We start from the raw sequence: 3818 nt of genomic DNA on the forward strand, positions 1-3818 counted from the left end.
TTGTAAAATTTCCATTTTGAATACAGCTTGCATATAACTTTGTGAAATATCCTACACGAAAAAACTTTAAAATGCTTTATTAGGCGTGATCAATGTGTGCTTTAAAAGCTCTATGTGAGTATTGTCATGACTTATATTAAAATGTGTAAGTGGTTTTTCCTCGTAACTTGCATATTGATGGTTTGTATTACATTTTTTTCGAATGCTATCTGAACTTATATCTTGGAAGAAATCATCAAAAGAAACATTCAATAGAGTGCAGTAATTAAATAGATCTACGATAGATATACTACGAGTGCCTTTTTCATGTTGACTATAAGTTGAGTATACGAGTTCAAACTTATCAGTAAATGCTTTAGCAGACTTGTAACCAGATGCTTTGCGTATATCTCTGAGCCTAGTAGATACGCGAGCATTATCCCACACTATTCTTTTCATAAAATATTTCACATATAATGAATGCTTTGGGTTTTATTTTATATATTTTTTTAAAAAATGGAAAAAGCATTTGACAAAAAGAGCAATAAAAAATACAATTTGAGCAACATTGCTCAAATTGTATTTTTTATTCATTCTGAGCGTTATTGTGGGAGCGCAAGGGGTGCATCCAGGGCTGTTACCAAAAAACAACCCTGGCTCTGCGTTTTGAAATTAGCTTAAAGATTAACTTGTCAGCAAACTAATAGTGAAGTAGATATAACAAAAAACAAAGAATTTAAAATTTTTGCAATCAAACATAGTTGAAATTTAGAACTTTAAATATCAAATATTTGATGAATTCACCTAATTGTCAGACCATACCCAGACTAATACAAATAATAATATTTATGATTATTAATGAAATTATTGTACTAGGGCTATCCATGTGGTCTAAAAAAACAACTATGGTCGTATATTAGTTAAAGTTATTCAGAGAGCACCCTAAGCGGCTGCGCCGCAACTAAACAAAGCAATAACTTGAAGGGTGTTCTTGATGGTGAAAATTGAGCAAAAAACAGCAAGTTATTCAGGAGTATGAACCAAAGGATAATTCTCCCATTGTTCCCGAGTTCATCATTTCGTTAAAGTAGAATGTAATGAAAGTTAATCAGGACTTGAAGTGGGATACTAGATCTAATAATTCACCAATCTTGTTCTCACTATTTGTCCAAAGCCCTTCTAGTTGAGATTGATACTGGTTTTCCAAGATGGTTAAAAGCTCCCAAATTGCATCCATGTAATGCAGAAAAAAATTTCTATAGCATAGCTCACTACATGGTATTGCATGCACAAAAGGACAAAGATCACTATAGGCCTCAGAGCAGAGATTATCTGTAATATGATCAAGTTTCTTACTAGAAGGAATTTTTTCAGCGCCTGAATAACAGTTTTGTTTTAGCTCCGTATTCCTTTGTCTTAAATTATTGTTAAGTGTCTTTACGTCTACCAAAGATGCTAACTCAGAATTTGAAGATATCAACTGATGCTTATAGAGTGCATATTCATTATTATCTATCATTGCTTTATACTTTTCTGGGCAAGATAGCTCTAACTTGAAATTAGCGATACTCTCTATCAATGACCTTAGTATAATGCATGCAGCATAGCTTCTACCTTTTTGTATGAGTAATAAATAGTCTTTTGCTAGCTGTAATACCAAAGGCGGCATCTGATACGTATTATAGCGATTAACTATAAACGCGCATCTATCTAAAATCCCTTTAATTTTCATTGATGCCTCCTTCAAGTAAAAAGATCTTATTAATCTATCCCAACATCCCACCTTTCGTCATTTTATAGGGGTCAACCGCTTGGTCAAATGCTTCTTGCGACAGAAATTGTAATATCTAACTGACTTGGCACGTTATAGGTTATGGTACTTGTCGTCATGATGGGTACACGCCACAATTTCATGATTCTTTTAACCTGGTAGTTTATATTAACGATAACAGTTATTGCCTGTCTATAGCTAAAATGATAGATTTATATGGCTAACAAGGGGAAAAGCGCTAATCAAGCATGCTTTTTCAAGGCACTAAATCAATAGAAAGGGAGTAAAGTCATGCTGAGAAATTGCCGACTCATTTACAAAATAAGTTTAAAATGTCGTTAAAACTTCTTTCGGAGGAAGTCACTTGAATTTATGAAAGTAAGGCTATTTACAAATAAATTTTTTCTGGCGGCTTTAGCACTCATTATTTTGCAGCAAATATTGATTGGTGGGTCTACCTATTTTATTGCGTTGGCTGGGATGTCAGTCTCATTGCAGCAAGTCAATGCCGTGATGAACTATATCATACTCTTTTTCGTAAGTGTTGCTGTTGCTTATAGTATTGGCTCTACTGCCCTTTTTCTTACAACAAAATTAGCCAATGACTTGTGGCGACGATATACATTGAGTCTTCTTTCGACCGTCGGAGGAGATATGTCCTATTCGTCACAGAAAAATAAATTGGAAACAAACCACTGGATTGGTGGGGAGGCCCTAGCAACTATAGATTCGGCATCTGAATTCGTCCTTGATTTTATTTCATTGTATTGCAACATTTTATTTACATTGTTGGCCTTTTTATTCACCTTGGGTTGGGTGGTGACAGGTGCTGTTTGTTTTGCCTTGGTGATATCTTCGCTCCTATTGACGTTTACGCGCTCTCGGATTCAAATGCTTGGCAGTGAAATTCAGTCTAAAAAATTGACAGTCTTATCGGGTATCAGTTTACTATGGGATTTTTTATTTTATGCACCCCAAGAGAGTCTGCAAAAAAAAGAGGAAGATGTAAAATTAGGAATGCAATCCTTTTTCCTTCAAAAAGAAAAATATAAATTTCATGAACAAATTCTTTCGTGTATTCCTATATTTATTGCGATACCAATCGTGATAATTGCGACAAGTTATGCACTTTCTCATAAATTAGTATTAATTGGTGCCTTGGTTGCCACCCTGCCGCGAAGCTTGCAAATGTTCCAGAATTTACATGCTGTGAGTATGTATAATAGCCGTATCGCGCTTACTATGAAAATGCTCTCAAACCTTGCCAGCTTTGACAGTCGTCTGGAACGACAAGAACTATCCAAACAAATCAACAAGTCACAAATATCAATTGCACAAATTGATAGACCAGGTGACAACACTCACTCTGTGGATAGCTTATTTAATTTAATCAACGAAGATTCAACGAAAGGGAGATACTTAATAAATGGCCCCAATGGTGCGGGTAAGAGTTCTTTTTTAAAGTTAATTAAAAGCCAAAAAAAAGACAGTATTTATATAGGTCCAGAAGTCCATTTTAATGATGTAATCGAGCAAGGTTCAACAGGGCAACGTAGAGTATCATCCATATTAGAACTATTAGATAATTTATCTGATAAAGAAATCTTACTACTTGATGAATGGGATGCTAACCTGGATATAAAAAATAAAAACATCGTTTGTAAATCGCTGTCAGAAACAGCGAAAACACACCTGATTATCGAGGTCAGACATTAGCTCATGATCCTTGATCTGAAGCTGAGCTATAACCATTTCTGGTGTCCCTACTGCGATCATTATAATTATCAGCAAGCACATGGTTTATAAAGCAACCACCACCTCCAATAACTCCCGACTTTGACACTTTTGAATGTGAAAGCCTTATTTTATAAGGATTCCTTCAAAACCCAGGGCACTACATTGAGTTATCCACAATAACAAAAGGTGTGCTTGCTAAAGACAGTCCCATCGTTTGATAAATCTTAGCTGCATGCGCACCAGTAGCTGATGGAATGCCATATTTCTTTTCTGTTTTTCTATGCTTAAGTATACTCACCTGTACATGCAGTAATTCTTTACGAATGACTTC

Annotated in this window: 2 protein-coding genes and 1 pseudogene; 1 reads left to right on the plus strand and 2 read right to left on the minus strand. The window is 35.0% G+C overall.

What is annotated here, in order from left to right; genetic code table 11:
* Positions 1-1087 precede the first annotated feature (1087 nt).
* Complete coding sequence (locus tag DNK84_RS11675; RefSeq protein WP_119344674.1) at positions 1088-1711, minus strand: DUF5677 domain-containing protein; 624 nt, start codon at positions 1709-1711, stop codon at positions 1088-1090.
* A 411-nt stretch (positions 1712-2122) separates the two neighbouring features.
* Here DNK84_RS11675 and DNK84_RS11680 point away from each other — a divergent pair, with 411 nt between their 5' ends.
* Positions 2123-3466 carry an ATP-binding cassette domain-containing protein gene (locus DNK84_RS11680; protein ID WP_119344675.1) on the plus strand — a complete coding sequence of 448 codons (1344 nt, stop codon included), beginning with the start codon at positions 2123-2125 and terminating at the stop codon, positions 3464-3466.
* Positions 3467-3644: 178 nt separating this feature from the next.
* Here the strand turns inward: DNK84_RS11680 and DNK84_RS15235 are convergent.
* Positions 3645-3818 (minus strand): annotated as a pseudogene (locus tag DNK84_RS15235) (IS1634 family transposase); the annotation flags it as partial.

The organism is Facilibium subflavum, from assembly GCF_003574485.1.
GTDB lineage: Bacteria > Pseudomonadota > Gammaproteobacteria > Francisellales > Francisellaceae > Facilibium > Facilibium subflavum.

Coding starts and splice junctions, on each gene's coding strand:
- DNK84_RS11675 (WP_119344674.1), bottom strand. CDS start 1,711: ATGAAAATTAAAGGGATTTTAGATAGATGCGCGTTTATAGTTAATCGC.
- DNK84_RS11680 (WP_119344675.1), top strand. CDS start 2,123: ATGAAAGTAAGGCTATTTACAAATAAATTTTTTCTGGCGGCTTTAGCA.